General features: G+C 50.7%; 19 protein-coding genes. 10 read left to right on the forward strand and 9 right to left on the reverse strand.

Annotated features, from left to right (window positions below; all coding sequences use genetic code 11):
- Window positions 1-35: 35 nt before the first annotated feature.
- On the reverse strand, window positions 36-470 hold the full coding sequence (locus Q1A04_RS05205; RefSeq protein ID WP_299702167.1) for a CsgE family curli-type amyloid fiber assembly protein: 435 nt from the start codon (window positions 468-470) through the stop codon (window positions 36-38).
- 474 nt (window positions 471-944) lie between these two features.
- Between Q1A04_RS05205 and Q1A04_RS05210 the strand changes: the two genes are divergently transcribed.
- Complete coding sequence (locus Q1A04_RS05210) at window positions 945-2,201, forward strand: MFS transporter (RefSeq protein WP_299702170.1); 1,257 nt, start codon at window positions 945-947, stop codon at window positions 2,199-2,201.
- Between the two features lie 74 nt (window positions 2,202-2,275).
- Here Q1A04_RS05210 and Q1A04_RS05215 read toward each other — a convergent pair whose 3' ends face one another.
- The 4 genes from Q1A04_RS05215 to Q1A04_RS05230 are packed head-to-tail and all read right to left on the reverse strand — an operon-like array spanning window position 2,276 to window position 4,509.
- The gene (locus Q1A04_RS05215) at window positions 2,276-2,701 is read right to left on the reverse strand and encodes a response regulator transcription factor (protein ID WP_299702173.1); all 426 of its coding nucleotides are present in this window, start codon (window positions 2,699-2,701) and stop codon (window positions 2,276-2,278) included.
- A 10-nt stretch (window positions 2,702-2,711) separates the two neighbouring features.
- Entirely contained in the window at window positions 2,712-3,542 is an 831-nt protein-coding gene (locus Q1A04_RS05220) for a sensor histidine kinase (RefSeq protein ID WP_299702176.1), read from the reverse strand.
- Window positions 3,539-4,165: a hypothetical protein gene (locus Q1A04_RS05225; RefSeq protein ID WP_299702179.1), complete on the reverse strand. Its 627-nt coding sequence runs from the start codon at window positions 4,163-4,165 to the stop codon at window positions 3,539-3,541. Before Q1A04_RS05225 ends, Q1A04_RS05220 begins: the two co-directional genes overlap by 4 nt.
- A gap of 32 nt (window positions 4,166-4,197) precedes the next feature.
- Entirely contained in the window at window positions 4,198-4,509 is a 312-nt protein-coding gene (locus Q1A04_RS05230; RefSeq protein ID WP_299702182.1) for a hypothetical protein, read from the reverse strand.
- A 106-nt stretch (window positions 4,510-4,615) separates the two neighbouring features.
- On the opposite strand from Q1A04_RS05230, the gene Q1A04_RS05235 reads away from it, so the two are divergent.
- The 8 genes from Q1A04_RS05235 (at window position 4,616) to Q1A04_RS05270 (ending at window position 12,602) form a co-directional block, all read left to right on the forward strand.
- Window positions 4,616-5,422: a bifunctional 2-polyprenyl-6-hydroxyphenol methylase/3-demethylubiquinol 3-O-methyltransferase UbiG gene (locus Q1A04_RS05235; protein WP_299702185.1), complete on the forward strand. Its 807-nt coding sequence runs from the start codon at window positions 4,616-4,618 to the stop codon at window positions 5,420-5,422.
- A gap of 45 nt (window positions 5,423-5,467) precedes the next feature.
- Entirely contained in the window at window positions 5,468-5,776 is a 309-nt protein-coding gene (gene trxA, locus Q1A04_RS05240) for a thioredoxin (RefSeq protein ID WP_299702187.1), read from the forward strand.
- A 178-nt stretch (window positions 5,777-5,954) separates the two neighbouring features.
- Window positions 5,955-6,227: a hypothetical protein gene (locus Q1A04_RS05245; RefSeq protein WP_299702190.1), complete on the forward strand. Its 273-nt coding sequence runs from the start codon at window positions 5,955-5,957 to the stop codon at window positions 6,225-6,227.
- Window positions 6,199-6,651, forward strand: coding sequence for a DoxX family protein (locus Q1A04_RS05250; RefSeq protein WP_299702192.1), 453 nt, complete (start codon window positions 6,199-6,201; stop codon window positions 6,649-6,651). Before Q1A04_RS05245 ends, Q1A04_RS05250 begins: the two co-directional genes overlap by 29 nt.
- 23 nt (window positions 6,652-6,674) lie before the next feature.
- On the forward strand, window positions 6,675-8,546 hold the full coding sequence (locus tag Q1A04_RS05255; protein ID WP_299702195.1) for a peptidase M61: 1,872 nt from the start codon (window positions 6,675-6,677) through the stop codon (window positions 8,544-8,546).
- A 144-nt stretch (window positions 8,547-8,690) separates the two neighbouring features.
- Window positions 8,691-11,006 carry a TonB-dependent receptor gene (locus Q1A04_RS05260; RefSeq protein ID WP_299702198.1) on the forward strand — a complete coding sequence of 772 codons (2,316 nt, stop codon included), beginning with the start codon at window positions 8,691-8,693 and terminating at the stop codon, window positions 11,004-11,006.
- On the forward strand, window positions 11,006-11,812 hold the full coding sequence (locus Q1A04_RS05265; protein WP_299702201.1) for a DUF4249 domain-containing protein: 807 nt from the start codon (window positions 11,006-11,008) through the stop codon (window positions 11,810-11,812). The genes Q1A04_RS05260 and Q1A04_RS05265 overlap by 1 nt, the downstream gene beginning before the upstream one ends.
- A 64-nt stretch (window positions 11,813-11,876) precedes the next feature.
- On the forward strand, window positions 11,877-12,602 hold the full coding sequence (locus tag Q1A04_RS05270; protein WP_299702204.1) for a CPBP family glutamic-type intramembrane protease: 726 nt from the start codon (window positions 11,877-11,879) through the stop codon (window positions 12,600-12,602).
- 51 nt (window positions 12,603-12,653) lie between these two features.
- On the opposite strand, the gene Q1A04_RS05275 is transcribed toward Q1A04_RS05270, so the two are convergent.
- The 4 genes from Q1A04_RS05275 to Q1A04_RS05290 form a co-directional block, all read right to left on the reverse strand.
- Window positions 12,654-13,469 (reverse strand): purine-nucleoside phosphorylase, encoded by an 816-nt coding sequence (locus tag Q1A04_RS05275; RefSeq protein WP_299703630.1) that lies wholly within the window; start codon window positions 13,467-13,469, stop codon window positions 12,654-12,656.
- Window positions 13,470-13,686: 217 nt separating this feature from the next.
- Window positions 13,687-15,450, reverse strand: coding sequence for a signal peptide peptidase SppA (sppA, locus tag Q1A04_RS05280; protein WP_299702207.1), 1,764 nt, complete (start codon window positions 15,448-15,450; stop codon window positions 13,687-13,689).
- A 267-nt stretch (window positions 15,451-15,717) separates the two neighbouring features.
- Entirely contained in the window at window positions 15,718-16,986 is a 1,269-nt protein-coding gene (locus tag Q1A04_RS05285; protein WP_299703632.1) for a replication-associated recombination protein A, read from the reverse strand.
- Window positions 16,987-17,069: 83 nt separating this feature from the next.
- Entirely contained in the window at window positions 17,070-18,236 is a 1,167-nt protein-coding gene (locus Q1A04_RS05290) for an AI-2E family transporter (protein ID WP_299702211.1), read from the reverse strand.
- Between the two features lie 80 nt (window positions 18,237-18,316).
- Between Q1A04_RS05290 and Q1A04_RS05295 the strand changes: the two genes are divergently transcribed.
- Window positions 18,317-19,228 (forward strand): DMT family transporter, encoded by a 912-nt coding sequence (locus Q1A04_RS05295; RefSeq protein WP_299702214.1) that lies wholly within the window; start codon window positions 18,317-18,319, stop codon window positions 19,226-19,228.
- The last annotated feature ends 57 nt before the right edge of the window (window positions 19,229-19,285 follow it).

Genomic DNA, 19,285 nt, shown 5'->3' on the forward strand with positions numbered 1-19,285 from the left:
GAGAGCAGTTTGACTATAGCGTTAGGGTAATTCTACTAGAAAACATCTCGGGCTTTCCTGCCTTCGGCTTCTAATTGCTGATTTAACTGATTATTGACTACATACTCAGTAATAATGGTGACCGCATAGGTCGAGACTTCTTCCACCATATCGTAGCGGGGCTGCAATATGTATTCGAAAACCGGTTCGTCGTTAACGACTATCAGCACATAGGCGCCATTGCCCCGCGTTGGTCTTTCCTGTATCAGGATGGTGTAGTTCTTAACATTCGGGGGTGTCTCCCACTGGCGGTTAAACAGATCGTAAAAATCCCTTCCTATCTTCGTGATTGTCTCGTCCACAATTAGCCCGTCAACCTCCAAGTCAGCTGATCTGACAAATCGCTCAAGCGGCTGATCTTTCTGCTCTATTCTTTGCTGCTTATCCTCATAGAAAATAGTATCCTGTGGAATCGTGTCCTTAGGAGCCATCTTTACAGGCGGCTTTACTTGAACCTGAGCTGTAGCTATTGAGGGCATGAAATAAATCAAGCCTATACTCAGCATACCAATGAGCCTAAACTTCTTATACCTTAATAAATTAGCAAACAACATACTATGGTATATTAACAACATACTATACGCTTATACATTACTATAGTCAAAAAGTTTCTAATTAATGTATAAATTATTCTATTCCACCTCCTGTTGATGCTGTCTCTAATTCGTGGGACTGGTCTATGATGAGGCTATGATTGTGGTCATGTTATTTAGCGGAGAGTAAAACTCTGTTATGAGTGGCTGGAATATGATAAATGGATTTTAAGAAAGGTTCTAGTGATTACTTCTCCATAAAACATTACTGACTATTCTCTGGTTTAAATAGCCTGTGCCAATATGAATTGGATATTGAAGACCAAGATAATTCGTACATTGGCAGCTTGTTTCAAGAACAATGTTTAACCGATGAATGATTTTCAGGAAAGCAATCCTGTCTCCATAAATACTCCTGCCCAAGAGGGCGTGGTGCCCAAAACGGTGATCCGGGAGGGCCTGCTAATCTTTCTGCTGGCGGCGATTCAGTTTACACACATGATGGACTTTGTCATCATGATGCCGTTGGGACCACAGTTGATGCGGGTATTTAGCATTTCGCCGCGGGAGTTTGGGCTGCTGGTATCGGCCTATACCTTCAGCGCTGCCATCGCCGGCTTTGTGAGCGCCCTTTTCATAGATCGCTTCGACCGTAAACCCGCCCTGTTAGTACTGTACTTAGGTTTTATCATTGGCACGCTCGGCTGCGCCATAGCCCCTAGCTATACGCTACTCCTATCAGCCCGTGTGGTGGCCGGTGGTTTTGGCGGTGTGCTGGGAGCACTGGTGCTGGCCATTATAGGCGACGCCATACCGGAGCAGCGGCGAGGTGCCGCCACGGGACGCGTCATGGCTGCTTTCTCTGTGGCCTCTATCGCTGGTATACCCATTGGTCTATACCTTGCCAGTGAGATGAACTGGCACGCCCCTTTCTACCTGCTGGTGGCTCTGAGCCTGATCATTCTGCTGGTGGCAGTGCGCTTTTTGCCCCACATGCGCGGACACCTGACCAATGCCCGCCCCGGCAATCCGTTTCGGGCGCTCAAAGCCATGGTGGTGCAGCCAAACCTGCAATGGGCCATGGCGCTCACCGTGACCCTTACCATGGCCGGCTTCTTAGTGGTACCATTCATCAGCCCCTACATGGTGGCCAATGTAAGGTTCACCGAGCGTGATCTGAGTTATATATACCTCTTCGGGGGACTGGCAACAGTCTTTACCTCTCAGTGGGCCGGTCGGCTGGCTGACAAACATGGGAAACACCTCGTGTTCAAGTGGGCGGCCATCCTTTCGATCATCCCTATTGTGCTGATCACCAACTTGCCACCAGTGGGAATGGTACTGGCGCTTACTGTCTCCACGCTCTTTTTCATCCTATTCGGAGCCCGCTTCGTACCGGCCATGTCGCTTATGACCTCCAGTGTGGAGCCGGAGCTGCGTGGCAGTTTTATGAGCATCAACTCATCTGTGCAGCAGTTGGGCGCGGGTATAGCCGCCTTTGTCAGTGGCTTGATTGTGCAGGAGGCGGCAAATGGCACATTAACGCATTTTAACTGGGTGGGCATCATGGCCAGCGTGGTAACGTTAGTGGCGGTGTGGGTCGTGCGGCACATCCGTGCGGTTGGCTGAGGTTAGGCCTTACAGCCTACAAACAGCAAAGCCGCTATAGGTATAGCGGCTTTGCTGTTTGTATATCATATCTGTTAATTTCGCGCGGCAAAAAAATTCGGGGAGAAAACTGGGTAATGCTTTTTGCCACATCTGAGCAACTGCAGCACATCGCGGAGCTCTTCTGGGTCGGCGCTTTTGAGCAGGTAACCGTGCACACCCTCATCGAGCAGTTTCCGCACGAGTTCTTCTTCCCCATACATTGACACCACCAGTATTTTGACTTTGGCGTATTTGCTGAGCACGTAACGAGCTACGGCAATGCCATCCATATCCGGCATTTCGAGGTCCAGCATAATGATGTCGGGGAGGTTATTCTCTATTTTTTCGAGGAGTTCGACGCCATTACCGGCATCGCTGGTCACAGTGATCTCCTCGAAACCCTTCAGGATCTCAATTACCCCTTTTCTGAAAAGGGTATGATCATCAGCGATAGCAAGCGTAAGTGGTTGCAGCTCCATATAGCAAACCCTAAATTATTACACCAAAGTTATAAAATAAAATGAGAAAATAAGAAACTGGGATAATGATTTCGGCTTTGATACCAGCCCCCAGCCTAGAGAAGAACTTGATAACCCCGTTGAGCAGGTCAACTCGGTTTTGCAGGTTTTTCATACCTAAACCACTGCCACTCACACTCAAATTCTGAGAGGGGTCGAACTCAAAGCCTTTGCCATTATCGGCATAGTGCAAAGTCAACTTATCACCCTCGCGATGCAGGTCAATCGTAATACGGGTGGCTTCGGCGTATTTTAGCGTGTTGTTGACAAGCTCCTGCAGAATACGAAACAACAGCAATTCCTGTCGTGCTTCGAGCCGGTTTTTCTCAAGGTCATGCGTAAACCTCACTTCCAATCCGCTGTCGGGTGGCACGGAATTCACCAGACTGTTAATGGCCTGCACCAATCCCATTTTGTCGAGTACAACAGGCAGCAGATCGTGCGAGATGCGGCGCACGCTGTGAATGGCTTCGTCGAGCAGTTCTTTGGAGCGATGCGCTGTTTCGGCCGCGACCTCGTTGTCGGCGCACTTACGCTCTACCTGTCCGATGTTGAGCCGGATGAGGGCGAGCATACCGCCTACCTCATCGTGCAGGTCGCGGGCCACACGGCGACGTTCGGCCTCTTGGGCATCAAGGGCAGCCTCCAGCATCTGCCGCTGGCGCAGCTCCTGCAGTTCGCGCAAGTGCTCTTGGTGCTGCAGCATGCGCCGCTGGTACGCAAATACGAACACGATAATGCCGATGGCCAGTATCAATAGCACTGGCGTAATGATCAACAAAGGGGTTAAGGTCTCAATCATGCGGCCATCCTCCTTAGGATAAATGCATGGCTGACGTAAAACAGAATATTCAAAATCAATATAATTGATAAACAGATACGCGCCATATCGTAGGAAATTGCCAGCGCCTCATTGAAAATCGCATAAGACATACTCGTACCAGCATAGTAAATAAGGACTACACAGCTCAGCAAGAACATCGGATCGCGGTCCAAGTAAATGACTTTCCCATTATTTGCGACTTTGTAAAAGTAAGTGATCGCCATTACAATCAGCATCGAACTAGCGGCTATTCTGGATAGGGAGTTCATCTTCGCTAATCCATCCGTTACAAAGGCATCATAATAAATCAAACAGAAAAGCCCTATTATCCCTCCTATAATGGCTCTTTTAAGCAAGGGCCTGCTAAAGCTAAAATAAAAAACACTTGCCAGTACACTGAATGCCAAAAAGGTATATAAATGACCCAGCCAAAGATTATTCTTGGTCCCCAGCATTAATGTTATCAGCGACGCCGCTTCTGTTAATATGCCTATGGTTATGAATAAGAAGAGCAGCCTAAATTGCATATTCTTCTGTCTTCTGATAAACCACAAGCCGATTAGAAAGGGTAAAACAGGGCTAGTAACGGCTCCCCATTTCAACCAAGGGTAAATATGTTCTATGAAAAACCCCATTAACCGGCTAACTCACCTCCAGTCGTACAATCAGGAGGGCAAGGTGTAGAGTGATCCAATATTTCCCCTTCCACCAGATCATTACCATCGGCATCGGTACCTACCAGCAGTAACTGCTGCTCACCGTTATCATCTAAGGCGTAATAGATACGCATACCTACGCAACCATCCTGTTCCAACAGTTTTCTAACGGTTTCTCCCCCAAACAAATGGGCATTCGTTTTGCCTCTGCCACTCGCTCTGTAGCTGGCCGTCCATCGCTTTGCCTGAGCACGGTCAATGGGTCCACCCTCTTTTCCTGTGATTTTCATATGTTTCGATTTTATATACTCGTAGAATTGAGCTTTTCAAATATAGCTAATTTCAAATAAAGACACTTATCTTCATATTTTAAAATAAGAAATTATAATTTGCGGTATGACTGAAAAGGAAGAAAGCTATTTTGAAGCCAACCGCCAAGCTTGGAACCTGCGTACCACGGTGCACAAAGACTCCGACTTTTATGATGTGGCCGGTTTTAAGGCGGGAAAAACTTCACTTAATGCCATAGAGCTCGAAGAACTGGGATCAGTGGCCGGCAAAAGCCTGTTGCACCTGCAGTGCCATTTCGGACTTGACACCCTCTCATGGGCCAGACTGGGCGCCGACGCCACAGGTATAGACCTGTCGGATGAGGCGATAAATGAAGCGGAGAAACTAAATAAAGAACTTGGCTTGAGTGCCCGCTTTGTGTGCTCCAATGTGTACGATCTGAAAGAAAACCTGCAAGGGCAATTCGACATCGTGTTCACCTCCTATGGAGTCATCGGCTGGCTGCCTGACCTGAACCGCTGGGCCGAAGTGATCGCTCATTTTCTGAAGCCGGGCGGTACGTTTTACATGGTCGAGTTTCACCCCTTAGTGTGGATGTTTGACAATGACTTTCAGGGTATAAAGTACCCCTATTCCAATACGCCGGAGCCAATCGTGGAAGATAGCACCGGCACCTACACCGATCCTGATGCCCCTATTCAGTACAAAGAATACACTTGGAACCACAGCCTGAGCGAGGTGATGACGGCGCTGCTAAACCACGGACTGAAATTGGAGCTATTCCACGAATTCCCCTACTCGCCCTACAACTGCTTTAGCCACACGGTGCAGGGACCCGACGGCTACTGGCGCATCAAGCACCTGCAGGATATGATTCCGATGCTCTATACCTTAAAGTGCACAAAGGTATAATCCTTTGCTTGCTCACGTCGTAAAATAGGTATCAAAAAGAGAACTATGGCTAAGAAATCATTCGCTGAACTGATAAAAAGCCCGGGCATGCCGGTGCTTGTGGACTTTTACGCCGACTGGTGCGGCCCCTGCAAAACCATGAACCCTGTGGTGGAAAAGCTTGCCCAAGACTTTTCGGGCAAGCTGAAAGTCATCAAAATAAATGTGGATAAAAACCAAGCCGCCGCACAGCAGTACCGCGTACAGGGCGTGCCCACTTTTATGCTTTTCAAAAACGGACAGGTAGTCTGGAAACAGGCCGGTGCCGTACCCGGTCATCAACTTAACCAGATCATACAGCAACACACTAGCTGATTAGGTAAAGTATCGTGCTAATTTAACCACATAAGGCTCTCTGAGATTAGGGGGCCTTTTGTGTAAGGTGTAGCAACTGCTCTTCCTCCATATTTTTTTAAAAAATATTTAAACACCGAAGCATCCTTTTTGCCTCAGAATGCATCTATAGAATAGATATCACCACAAAAAGGAAAAAATGAACAGTGCCATTGCCGCTTTCTTCGCTTCGCTTATATCCGGTGCCCTCAGCTTCGCCGACTTTCGCCCTGCCCTGTCTGACATGGTACAGATACTCACCGGTGTGCAAATAACGCAGCAAACCACACTGGAACCCCACCAAGTAAAAGACTGCAGTACCGAAGTAAGATCGAAAGAGAATCATTTATACATTAGTTCTGATACTACCACAGACGAAGAGGCGCGATGTAACGAGACAGCCTATGAGCAGGGACCCATTTACATTCTTTAGGCGTCATCGGGACTATGGAGTGGTGTTCCTGCGGTTTGCCATGGGGATTTTTCTGATTTATGGGGTGCAGGATAATATACTGAGTTGGGAGCGTATGCTCGAGTTCCGGGATTTTCTGCAGGCGCATGGGGTGCCTGATCCGCTTTTGGCCGCTCATCTTTCGGTGTATACCCAGTTCCTGATCGGCGTGATGCTCCTGTTGGGTTGGGGTGTCCGCATAGCCGGCTTGCTGCTCATTATTAATTTCATGGCCGCCATTGTGATCGTGCACATTGGGCAGTCATTTCCACAATACTATCCCGCCGCTGAGCTTATTTTCGCCGGTTTCTTTTACTTATTCAACGGTGCCGGCCCCGCTTCTGTCGATTCTCTGTTAGAGAACAGGCAACAGCAAATCCAAAAGCAGCCTGCAGCCGTTAACTAGGTGTTCACTCACGCCCGCGCTACATGAAATTAACCAAAACGATCCTGCTCCTGCTGCTTAGCCTGCATTTCAGCTGCTCCTCAGTTGCCACACAGTCCAGCTCAGAACCTCGTTACGCCGTCACAATCGACCTCACCCAAGTAAAAAACGATAAATTACCAGTGAGCCTCCGCCCACCAGCCATCAAGCAGGGCGAGACCATTTACAACATGCCCAAGATCGTGCCGGGCACCTACTCCGTGTCCGACTTCGGAAAGTTTGTGTCCGAGTTTCAGGCGCTGGACAAGCAGGGCAAGCCGCTGCCCGTAGAACGCATCGACACCAACCGCTGGCGCATTTCGCAGGCTCAGAACCTAGACCGGATCACCTACTGGGTAGACGACACCTTCGATGCCGAGAGGCGGCAGGACGTGCTGTTTGAGCCGGGAGGCACCAATATTGAACAGGGTACGAATTTCCTAATCAACACCTTTGGCTTCGTAGGTTATTTCGACGGGCTCAAGCAGGTACCTTATGAGCTCACCATTACCAAACCCCAAGGCTTTTACGGCTCTACGGCACTGCAGGCCACTTCTAGTACCGCCACAGCCGACACTTATAACGTGCCCAACTATGTAGAACTGGCCGATTCCCCTTTGATGTATAATAAACCTGACACGACAGTACTCAACTTGGGCGAGACAGAAGTACTGGTATCAGTCTACTCCCCTACCGGTCGGGTTACGTCTAAACCAATCGCCGACAACATCCGCGACATACTGGAAGCGCAACGCAGCTATCTTGGCGGCACGCTGCCCGTAGACAAATACGCCTTCCTAATCTATGTGCCGCAACGTCCGGGCAAATCTGGCTCGTATGGGGCGCTCGAGCATGCCAACTCCTCGGTTTACTACCTGCCCGAGATGCCCGAAGAACGCTTCAACAGCACCATGCGCGACGTGGCGGCTCATGAATTTTTCCATATCGTGACACCGCTTTCCATACAGTCCGAGGAGATCCACGATTTCGATTTTATCAATCCGCGCATGTCCAAACACCTTTGGCTGTACGAGGGCGTGACGGAGTATTTCGCTTCGCATGTGCAGGTGCACGAGCAATTGATCTCGGTGGATGAGTTTATGCAGAAGATTCGGGAGTACCTGTTCAGCTCGATGGCCTACAACGACACGCTGGCTTTTACGGAGATGAGCTCCCGCGTGCTCGACGAGCATGAGAAAGAGTATGGCAACGTGTACCAGAAAGGTGCTCTGATCGGCATGGCTCTCGATATACAGCTGCGTGACCTATCGGACGGTCAATACGGACTGGTGGACCTGATGCAGGATTTGGCGAAAACGTATGGCAAAGGAAAGCCTTTTAAAGACGATGAGCTTTTTGACAAGATCACCGAACTGACCTACCCTGAGATACGCACTTTCTTCGCCCGCTATGTAGAAGGCAGCGAGCCCTTACCCTTAAATGAACTGTTTTCAAAAGTGGGCGTTCAGTACGAAGCGGTGTCAGAGCAGCTCGTTAACTCCTACGGCGGCTTCGTGCCGGGCTACGACCGGGAGGCTGACAAGATAACCGTGGCAGAAACCGATGAGATGGACGAGTTTGGGCGGCAGATGGGTTTTAAGGAAGGGGACCAGTTATTGGCTTTCAATGGCAAAGAAATCACTCCGATGAACATCCGGGAGATTATTGGAGAAGACCTGCAACAGGCCAAACCCGGCAGCAAAATAGAATTCACCGTGGGCCGAAAAGACGCCAAAGGCAATGTAAAGCCTAAAAAGCTCACGGGCAAAATTACCCAGTTACGCCGCGAAGTGCTGCACCTTCTCGAGCCCATGGAACAGCCCACCGACAGGCAATTGCGTTTGCGTGCCGCATGGCTCAACGAAACTATGCCTTAGACTGCCTCTACAATCAAGCCCAATCACCATTTTTGTTCGAACCGCTTTAAACAATCAGCCTTTCAGGGCGTTACTAAGGCATATCAGGTTTATTGTTTGTACCTTTATACCTGATTTCAAAGCCAAGGATTTAATCTTCTTTACATGCGTTTACCAGCTTCTGCTGTATTCTTTTTCTGCCTGCTCAGCCTTTTCGCCTCGAATGCGTTCGCACAGAGCTCCTACACTATCAGCGGCTTCGTGCGGGGTACCGGAAGTGAGGAGGCGCTTATAGGAGCCACCGTAGCGGTTCCTGAGCTGCGCACCGGGGCCGTAACCGACGCACGGGGTTTCTATACCCTGCAGTTGCCCCAAGGTTCCCATACCTTGCAAGTCACCTACATTGGCTACGAAGCGGCCACTCGTACCATTGAAGTCAGTGACCGAAATCTTACCATAAACTTCGTCCTTCTTGCGGCCAACAGCCAACTGCGCGAAGTGGTGGTGGAAGCTAATTCCCTCCAGCAGAAACTGAACGCAAACCAGATGAGCGTCGAGACTCTAACCACACGGGAGGCCAAGCTGTTGCCTGCCATCTTCGGGGAGGTTGATCTGATCAAGACGCTGCAGCTCAAGCCCGGGGTGCAGTCAGGTGGCGAAGGGGCCTCAGGCCTGTACGTGCGCGGTGGCGGTCCTGACCAGAACCTCGTGCTCTTAGACGATGCCGTGGTCTACAATGCCTCTCACCTATTCGGTTTCTTTTCGGTGTTCAATCCTGATGCCGTGGAAAGCGTGGAACTCTACAAAGGCGGTTTCCCGGCTCAGTTCGGCGGCAGGCTGTCTTCTGTGGTTGATGTAAAAATGCGTGATGGCAACAAGGAGCGCATCAGCGCCACTGGCGGTATTGGCCTGATCGCCTCGCGCCTAACCGTGGATGGGCCAATTGTAAAGGACAAGTCCTCCTTCATCATCTCGGGTCGCCGCACTTATTTTGATATTTTCACCCGCCAGATCAACCGTTTACAGGAAGGCAAAGAGGATTTCAGTCCTATACCTGACTATTACTTCTACGACCTCAATGGCAAAGTAAACTACAAACTGGGTGAGAAGGATGAGCTCTTTCTGAGCGGCTATTTTGGACGCGACTTCTTCGGGTTTAATGACGAGGATTTTCAGTTCCGCTTTGACTGGGGCAACAAGGTGGGAGCCCTGCGCTGGCAGCACAAGTTCAACCCACGCTTTCAGGTGAACACGACTCTTTCGGGCAGCAGCTACCAGTACAACATCAACAACAAGATTGACGTCTTCAGCTTCAACCTGACCTCTGACATCCGCGACGTCGCTCTTAATACCGACTTTAGCTTGATCTTGGACAAGGGCCATACCTTGCAATTCGGCGCCATGGCAACCCGTCACGGCTTCACGATTGGCCGGCTCAACTTCGACTCCGACGACAACCGGCTCTCCTTCGGGGCGGGCAACGATTACGAGGCTACTGAAGCCGCCGCCTACGTATCTGATGATTTTCAGGTAAGCAACCGACTCTCGCTCAATTACGGGCTTCGGCTTTCGGCCTTCAACAGCGATGGCAAGACCTATGCCGCCTTTGAGCCGCGCGCCTCGGCCAAGTACAACTTGAGCGAGAGAACCGCCCTGAAGGCCAGCTACGCTAGCATGATGCAGTACATTCATTTGGTGGCCAACTCCGGGGCCTCGCTGCCAACCGACATCTGGTACCCGTCCAATGACTACGTGAAGCCTCAGCGCTCCCAGCAGGTGGCTGCAGGTATAAGCCATCTGTTTGGCCAAGGCCGTTTCATGATCACCAACGAACTGTACTACAAGTGGATGCACCGCCAGATAGACTTCCGCGACGGGGCCAACCTCTTCGTGAATGACGATCTGGAAGAAGAGTTTCTATTTGGAAAGGGCGAAAGCTATGGTAATGAGGTATACCTTGAGAAGATAAAAGGCCGCACCACCGGCTGGGTCGGCTATACCCTTTCATGGAGTTACCGCCAGTTCGACGGTATAAATGATGGCCGCCGCTTCCCGACCCGCTACGATCGCCGACACGATCTGAGTGTGGTGCTGCTGCACAAACTGAGCAAACGGATTAACCTGACTGGTGCCTTTGTGTATGGCACCGGCAATGCCTACTCACTACCGGTGGCCCGCTTCGCTTTTCAGGATGTGGAAGGAAAGAGCGCCATTGTGGTGCCTGTGTACAGCGACCGCAACAGCTTCCGACTGAATGCATTTCACCGACTTGATCTTGGCTTGGTGCTCAAACTCAAACCCAAGTGGGGCGAAGCGGACCTGACCTTTAACGCCTACAACGCCTACAACCGACGCAACCCTTACTTTGTGTATTTTGAGCAGGTGAAAGACGAGGAAGACAACGAAACTCTCGGCTTCAGGGCCAAGCAGGTCTCGCTCTTTCCGGTTATCCCTTCTGTTACCTATAATTTCAAGTTCTGATGAAAGCAGTTTTCTATACCTTGCTGTTGCCACTACTCTTCTTGCTGGTCGCCTGCGATCTGGAGCAGGAGGTGGAAGTGAAGCTGCCTCCCCACGACTCCCAACTGGTGGTGGAGTGCTACTTGGAGCCCGGCAAAAATTTGCGAGCCGTGGTGTTGGAAAGCGTGAGCTACTTCAACGAGCCGGACCTGCCCCTTGTACCCGATGCAGAAGTTTTCATCACACACCAAGGCAAAACTATTAAACTGCCTTTCAGTCCCTATCAGGACCAGAAAGCCGGCAAATACTTCACGCACCGCAGGAATGAACAACTGAATCTGAGTCCGGGAGATGTGGTGACCTTGGAGGTAAGGGACAGGAAAGGGCGCCATGTGACGGGCACGACCACTATTGTGGGGCCGGTGCCGATAGAGGCGGTGGAATGGAAATTCAACGACAAGGAGAAAGCCTATCTCCTTACCTCGTTTCAGGATGATCCAAACGCCGAGAATTTCTACCGTTACATGGTGCACCGCGACAGCCTTACCAACGACTCGGAGCGCGACTTCGTATCCAGCGACCGGCTTACCAATGGCAAGCGTGTGTCTTATGGCTCTGCTTACGATTACGAGCGAGGCGATACGCTCGTCGTTTCGCTATTCCATATCGAGAAGCAATATTACGACTTTCTGAGCTCTGTTTCTGATGCCCGTAACGCCAACGGTAACCCCTTTGCGCAGCCGTCCCGCATCGTATCTTCCGTGCAGGGTGGTATTGGCATTTTCACCAACCTCTCTTACGACCGGAAAACAGTGATAATTGATTAGAAAGGCAGCGGAAGTGGAGACAGAACTAAACTCTGATCGGCGAAGTGAGTCCTCAAAACCGCGCATGAAAGATACGGTAGCGGTCTTTTGGCAATTTTTAAGAGCCCCGCAACAGTCGGATGCCCTTCACGAGAAGCCAACACAGGTATGGCGACCATTCTTACAGCTATTTGTGCTCAAACTGGTGCTGGCGATAGTGCTATCGGCGCTGGTTTACGGCCTGATCAGGTTGATGGGCCACAACCCTTTTGCCAGCCATCGCCTAGATCGGTTCCTGCAGGACAACAACCCGCTGTTGGTGCTGCTAGCCGTCGCGCTCATAGGCCCCGCCGTCGAAGAGTTTTTCTTCCGTGCCCCCTTGCGCTTTACCCGCATGCGGCTATTCGTCGCTTTTATGGCCATCATCTTTTTCGTGCTGCCCACCCTGTTAGAACTGACCCGCATCAGCACGCTGATCAGCGTTATCATCTGGATGGGTGCACTCATGCTGGCCATTTGGGTGGTGACCTCTGACATACGGACTTGGCGCATGCGACGCCTGTGGGAAAAACATTTCGGCGATGTGTTCTATACCTTTACGATCATATTCGCACTCACACATTTAGCAAACTACGACAACCTGCATTTGCCTGTGGCCCTCATGCCATTGCTAGTCGTGCCGCAGTTCATCGGTGCCCTGTTCTGGGGCTATATCCGCCTTCGCTTCAGTTTGACTTGGGCCATGGTGGCACACGGGATGTTCAACACCCTACTGCTTGGACTGGCTTACCTGATGGCACTACTTCTGTAAAAACAGAAAAGGGCAGCTCAAGAGCTGCCCTTTTCCATAAAATCTATGCTGCTATTGCTGACGCACCAGTTCTTTGATCAGCATGGTCATACGTGGTTCTGCAACAGCGGCAGCCTCCAAGATGTCGGCCAAGATCACTTTCTTGATGCGGTCCGGTGTGCCCATGTCAGTTATAACGGAGATCCCGAAGATCTTCATCCCCATGTGGCGGGCTGCAATGGCTTCTGGCACGGTGGACATACCCACTACATCGGCACCGATTCGGGCAATGTAACTATACTCCGCTAAGGTCTCCAGCATCGGGCCGGGTACGCTGGCGTATACCCCTTCACGCAAGTCAAAGCCAGCGTCTTCAGCGATCACCATGGCCTGACGCACCATTTTTTCGTCGTACACGTCGCTCATATCTGGGAAACGCGGACCCAGTTCATCAATGTTCGGACCGATAAGTGGGTTAGATGGCTGCAGGTTAATGTGGTCGGTGATCACCATCAGGTCTGAAGTGTTGAAGGCCGGATTCAGGCCGCCGCAGGCATTGGAGATAAAGAGTTTCTGTACGCCCAACAGTTTCATTACGCGCACCGGGTGCACCACTTGGTTCATCGTGTAGCCTTCGTAATAATGGAAACGGCCCTGCATCACGATCACACGTCGACCCGCCAGTTGACCCAGAATCAGGCGGCCGGAGTGACTCTCCACCGTAGATACCGGGAAGTGTGGTATATCAGCGTAGTTAAGGCTGTATTCTATCTCAATCTCTTTCACCAAAGCGCCCAAACCGGTGCCCAGAATAATTCCGAACTCAGGTTTAAAATTGCCCGTCTGGTTTTGTATGTAAGAAGCGGACTCTCGTAGTTGCTGCATCATATCGTTCATCGTTTTGTATGCTATTTTTAGGGTTCGCGAAATAGGGTATAAATTCTGACAGAATAAATGATTTAGGTCATGTATTCCCGCAGTATTTTCCCCAACCCGCTATACCTGCAATTTGCAAAAATTGGTCGGAACATAAAAAAAGCCCGTTGGTTTGTACCAACGGGCTTTCTAGTATTTCATTAACAGCAGGTTATACCTGCCAGCCTTGTTATTGTATTATCAGTTCGTACGGCATACGTGTCTGGATACCCTGCATGTTCTCTACCTTCTTATACATCTTGTACACAGGGTATAGCTGACCGAGCTCAGCTTTCACGGCACGCTCCTTCACTTGTGAGCCGGCTTCGCCGAACATCTCCTCAAAGAAGGTCTTGCGGCGTGGCAGCTCTTTCAGACGGTAGTCGTCCTCTATACCTACGCGCGCGGCGGCAATCTCAATGGCTTTCTCCAAGCCCCCATGCACATCCACCAAATTACGCTCTTTGGCTTCTATACCTGACCACACACGGCCCGAAGCGAATTTCTTCAGTTCGTCCTGAGACATGCCACGGCCGTCGGCTGCTTTCTGCGTGAATACCTCGTAGATCTTGTTGATCTCGCGCTGCACTATCTCTTTCTCAAACGGTGTCATGGCGCGAGTAACAGTTGGCAGGTCAGAGTGCTGGCCTGTGCTCACACGGTCCACGGTGATGCCCAACTTGTTTTTGAAGAAGTTTTCGAAGTTCGGAACAACGCCAAACACACCGATACTGCCCGTAATAGTGTTCGGATGAGCCACAATCGTATCGCAACCCATAGCCATATAGTAACCACCCGAAGCAGCCACATCAGACATAGAGGCGATCACAGGCTTCACTTTGCGTGTCTCCTGAATCTCACGCCACATCACGTCAGAGGCTAGTGCGCTACCCCCCGGTGAGTTGATGCGCAATACCACGGCTTTCACGTTCTTGTCCATGCGGGCATTGCGAATGGCCTCTGCATAGCGCATGCTGCCAATTTGATCATCGTCTCCTTCACCGTCCACAATGTCGCCTTCGGCATAAATTACGGCGATGCGGTTTTTGGCTGAGCCACTCTTCTCAGAGTCATCCACTTTCTTATACTTGGCAAGACTCACTAGCTGCAGTTTCTTGTCTTTTTCAACACCCATCTGCTCTTTCATGTAATCAACAGCCTCGTCGTAGTAGCCGATGTCAGTTGCCAAACCATAGGTTTTAGCATCCTCTGCCTCACGCACCAGCACCTCGTCCGATACTTTTTTCAAATCTTCGTAGGTCTTGCCACGCGCCTCCGCGATTTTGCGCAGCTGGTAGTCGTTGATCGAGTTCAGGAACGAAGTCATCTGCTCACGGTTGGCATCGCTCATCTTGTCGAGGAAGAAAGGCTCCACGGCGCTCTTGAACTCACCTACCTTAAAGATAGTCGGCTCAATGTCGAGTTTCTCGAGTGTGCCTTTAAAGAAGAACACCTCTGAGCTAATGCCGTTGAACTCCAGTGTGCCCATCGGGTTCAGGTATATTTTGTCGGCCACAGAAGACAGATAGTAAGCCTTCTCGTTGGTCATGTCGCCATAAGACACGATGAACTTTCCGGACTCCTTAAAGTCGATCAATTCGTTGCGTATTTCTTCGAGCTTACCCATACCGGCATCTACGAAGCGCATGTTCAGGAAAATACCCTTTACGTTATCGTCAGTCTTAGCACGGCGTATAGAGGCTTTGATCTGGTCGAGGCCGTCTCCGCTGTCAAAAGAGAAGAAGCCGAGCGATAAGTCACCAAATGGGCTCTCTTTTTCGCGTTCTACAATGGCTTTATCAAGCTTGAGCTCCAGCACCGAGTTTTCGGCCACCGTAACATCGCCTTTGGAAGCTGATGCCGCAATAATGCCCACCATGATCAGCAAGCCCAAAAAGAAAAATATGAACAGGCCAAGAATGGTAGCCAGCACATATCGGAGAAAATTCAACATAGGTTCTATTTAGAGTTAAGGTTCTGTTTTTAGTCTCGGGAGATATAGGTCCCTGCATACAATAAACAAAAATAGCGCTTAAAGTTCAATACTACTCCTCCACAAACCGCATACTCGACCAATCGGGCCATTTCATAGACTAAACTAATTGTTAAATTGTTGGATGGTTGATTGTCAATATAGTTGAATAGTTATTCCAGTGCACGATTCGGACAGGCCGCGACCAGTCCCTACAAGAACCTCTCTTAACTCAAGAATTCGAGACTCCTAATACCGATACTTCTTCCCCCACTGCGCCTGCAGTTGCTTGAGCATGTCGCGTTCGCGGGCGTTGTTGCCGGGCTGGTAGAGGGCGTTGTTAGTAAGTTCCTGCGGCATGAACTCCTGTGCCACAAAGTTACCCTCGTAGTCATGGGCGTACTTGTAGTTGTTGCCGTAACCGATCTCCTTCATGAGTTTGGTAGGCGCATTGCGGATGTGCAGCGGCACGGGCAGGTTGCCGGTTTGTTGCACCAGTTGCCGGGCCTGTTTGATAGCTTTGTAGGAGGCGTTGCTTTTCGGAGAGGTGGCGAGGTATACCGTGCACTGCGACAGAATGATTTCTGCCTCCGGATAGCCAATCATCTGCACCGCCTGAAAGCAGGAAGTGGCCATGAGCAGAGCATTGGAGTTGGCCAGACCGATGTCTTCGGAAGCGGCGATGAGCAGACGGCGGGCAATGAACTTAGGGTCCTCGCCGCCCTCAATCATGCGGGCCAGCCAGTAAACCGCGGCATTCGGGTCGGAGCCGCGGATGGATTTGATGAAGGCCGACACCAGATCGTAGTGCATCTCGCCCGACTTGTCGTACATCACGATGTTCTGCTGGGCCACTTGCTTCACCAGTTCGTTGGTCACTACCACCTCATCAGCTTTCACGCCTTCGGCCACGATCTCGAGCAGGTTCAATAGCTTGCGGGCATCACCTCCTGAAATAGTCAGCAAGGCCTCGTATTCTTCTATCCGCACCTTACGGTGGCGCATCCACTCGTCCTGTTCCAGCGCCTTGTCCACCAGCTCGATTAGCTCGTCTTTGGTGAGGTGCTTGAGGATGTACACTTGACAGCGTGACAGCAAGGCCGATATCACTTCAAAGGAAGGGTTCTCGGTCGTGGCACCCACCAAGGTCACCGTGCCTTTCTCCACAGCCCCCAGCAAAGCGTCTTGCTGCGATTTGTTGAAGCGGTGAATCTCGTCGATGAACAGCACGGTACCCTGTCGCTTTTTGGCTTGCTCAATTACCTCGCGGATGTCTTTCACACCCGCATTGATGGCACTCAGGGCCACGAAAGGCACTTTCATCTGGTTGGCGATGATGTTGGCCAGCGTGGTTTTGCCTACGCCCGGAGGTCCCCACAAGATCATGGAAGGTATAACGCTGCCCTCAATGTAGCGACGCAAAATACCGGTAGGGCCTACCAAGTGCTTTTGTCCGTAGTATTGGTCTAAATTATGCGGCCGCATGCGCTCGGCCAAAGGTATGTTCGGGTGAATCATCTGCTCTTTTCTCTCTTCGGAAATCGGTCTAAACAAAGTTACGAATTTGAAGGCAAAGCCGAAGAACTGAATTGTCCGCGCCCCTATTCCTTCCTCTCTCCCTCTTCACCTTCAAACGGCTGCTCAATCTCGTTTTCCTCTTCCAGTTTCCGGCGGACTGCTTTGGTGTCCCAGCGCAGCACAGGTATGGCCATGGGGCTCATGGAAGGGCGTTCGTCCCCGAAGAGCACGCCCCACTGCTTGAACTGATCGGTGCGATCGAACACGACCTTGAGCAGGGCCAACACAGGTAGCGACAACAACATACCGGTTATACCCGCTATCTCACCACCCACAATTACTCCCACAATAGTAGCCAAGGCGTTTATCTTTACTTTAGAGCCCACAATGCGCGGCATCAAGATATTGTTGTCCAAAAACTGTACGGCGGCAATGGTACCCAACACGGCCAACACGGGCCAAAGTTCTTCTGATGAGGCCAAGGTAAGCAGTACCCCAATGATGTTGCCCAACAAGGCGCCTACATAGGGTATCAGGTTCAGGAAAGCGAAGATCACCCCGATCAAAAGCGCGTGCTTAATTCCGATGATCATGAGAATGCCGCCTAATAAGATGGTCATGTACGTGATTTGGATGAGCAGACCGAAGAGATAACTCTTGATGATGACCTGCATCTCACTTAATGTCTCTTCCACTTTTTCGTGTTTCTCCCGCGGGAACCACAGAAACACGAAGCGCAGCAGCAGGTTTTTGTAGAATAGCAGCAGGAAAATATAAATCGGCAGCAGACCGATGAAAATAATCGTGCCCGTCACTCCTCCTGCCACACCGCCCAGCAGATTGCCCGCATAGGTGAGTAGGTTATTGCTTTGTTCCTTTATAAAGCCCGTCTGCTCTTGCGCCGAAAAAGGCGTTTTGCTACCGATCCATTCGCTCAGAGATGTCAGGTGCCTCATCACGTTTTTCTGGATCATCGGAAAGTCTTCAATCAGAATTCGCATTTGGGAAGAGAAGAACCAGACAATGCCGCCGAGCACGACAATGAGTGTGAGCAAGCTGATGCCAATAGACACCGCATCCGGAAAATTGCGTTTTTGGAAGAAGCGATAGATCGGCAGTAGCATGATGCTGATGAAGAAAGCAACTAGCAAAGGGGCCAGCAGATCGCGACCCAGCACAATGATCCAGCCTAGAAAAAAGAGTCCTGTAACCTCGATGGCCCTGCGGACCGTGAGTGGCATTTTATTCATGCAGAGATGTGGTTTGAACGTATAGGTTTAATTGCCACTCCTTATACGGCACTTACAGAATAAGCATGTAATTTTGCAGCATGAATAAACAGGCACAGGTGCACGCATCGCTTTTTTTGGTGGCGCTCATCTACGGGAGCAATTACAGTATCGCCAAGGAAGTGATGCCCGAGTACGTGGGCCCTTTTGGTCTCATCCTGATCCGGGTGGTGTCGGCGGCGCTGTTTTTTGGCATATTTGCCCGGCTGGTGGTGAAAGAGAAGATTGTAGGAAAGGCCGACAACATCCGAGTGATACTCTGTGGGGTGACCGGAGTGGCCGTGAACCAACTGTGCTTCTTTGCCGGATTGAATCTTACTGCGCCCATCAACGCGGCGCTTCTCATGGTTATTGTGCCGGTGGTGGTGCTGGTCTTTTCGGCCCTGTTGCTGCGGGAGCGCATCGGTAAACGTAAGGTATCCGGTATAGCCTTGGCCTGTGTTGGCGCTTTTCTACTCATCTATACCTCCAAGGGAGAACAGACTACCGGCAATCTGTGGGGTGATCTTCTTATTATCCTGAATGCCACTTCTTTTGGCCTCTACTTGGTGCTGGTAAAGCCACTCATGCAGAAGTATAAAGCCATCACGATTGTGAGCCGGATTTTCACGGTGGGGGCCGTGCTGGTGATTCCGTTCGGCTGGCAACAACTCATGACTCCTGACTACAGCGCATTTCCAGTGTCTATCTGGCTGGCTATTCTATTCATGGTCTTTGCCGTCACCATTGTCGCCTACCTGCTCAATACATGGGCACTGCGCTACGCCAACCCCTCGCTGGTGGGCGCTTACATTTACCTGCAGCCGGTTATGGCCATTCTGATTGCGGTTGGGGTGGGGAAAGACGTGTTCACGCTGCAAAAGGCTTTCTATGCGCTCCTGATTTTTGCGGGCGTATACTTGGTAAGCCGAACGAAACAACATATAGTGCAGAAAGCGGAAACCAAGCTATAGCGTAAGAAAGCACAAAGCCCCGCATTGTACGGGGCTTTGTGCTTTCCATCATTACAA

Origin of the sequence: uncultured Pontibacter sp., assembly GCF_947499215.1 — a bacterium.
Classification (GTDB): domain Bacteria; phylum Bacteroidota; class Bacteroidia; order Cytophagales; family Hymenobacteraceae; genus Pontibacter.